Below are 249 nucleotides of genomic sequence, written 5' to 3' on the forward strand. Positions count from 1 at the left end.
TTTTCTTGGCGCTGGATTTTCCGCCGCCCGCTTCTTTCAGGCTCTCTTTCAGCGCGCCCATAAGGTCGATCACATTCTCGCCCTCGGCGGCGCTGTCATCCCCGGTCTGCACGCGCGGGGTCTTTTTGTTCTTCACCTTCGCATCCAACAGCTTTTGCATCGCCTCGGCATATTTGTCGGTATAGGCGGAGGCGTCGAAGGGCGCGGTTTTCTTGTCGATGAGCGAAGTCGCGACATCGAGCAATTCCT

1 pseudogene is annotated in these 249 nt (G+C 57.4%); it reads right to left on the bottom strand.

The features are described from left to right. Positions 1 to 249, bottom strand: a pseudogene (locus tag FCK22_RS18650) (Ku protein); the annotation flags it as partial.

It is taken from the genome of Sulfitobacter sp. 15WGC, from assembly GCF_005068605.1.
Lineage (GTDB): Bacteria > Pseudomonadota > Alphaproteobacteria > Rhodobacterales > Rhodobacteraceae > Sulfitobacter > Sulfitobacter faviae.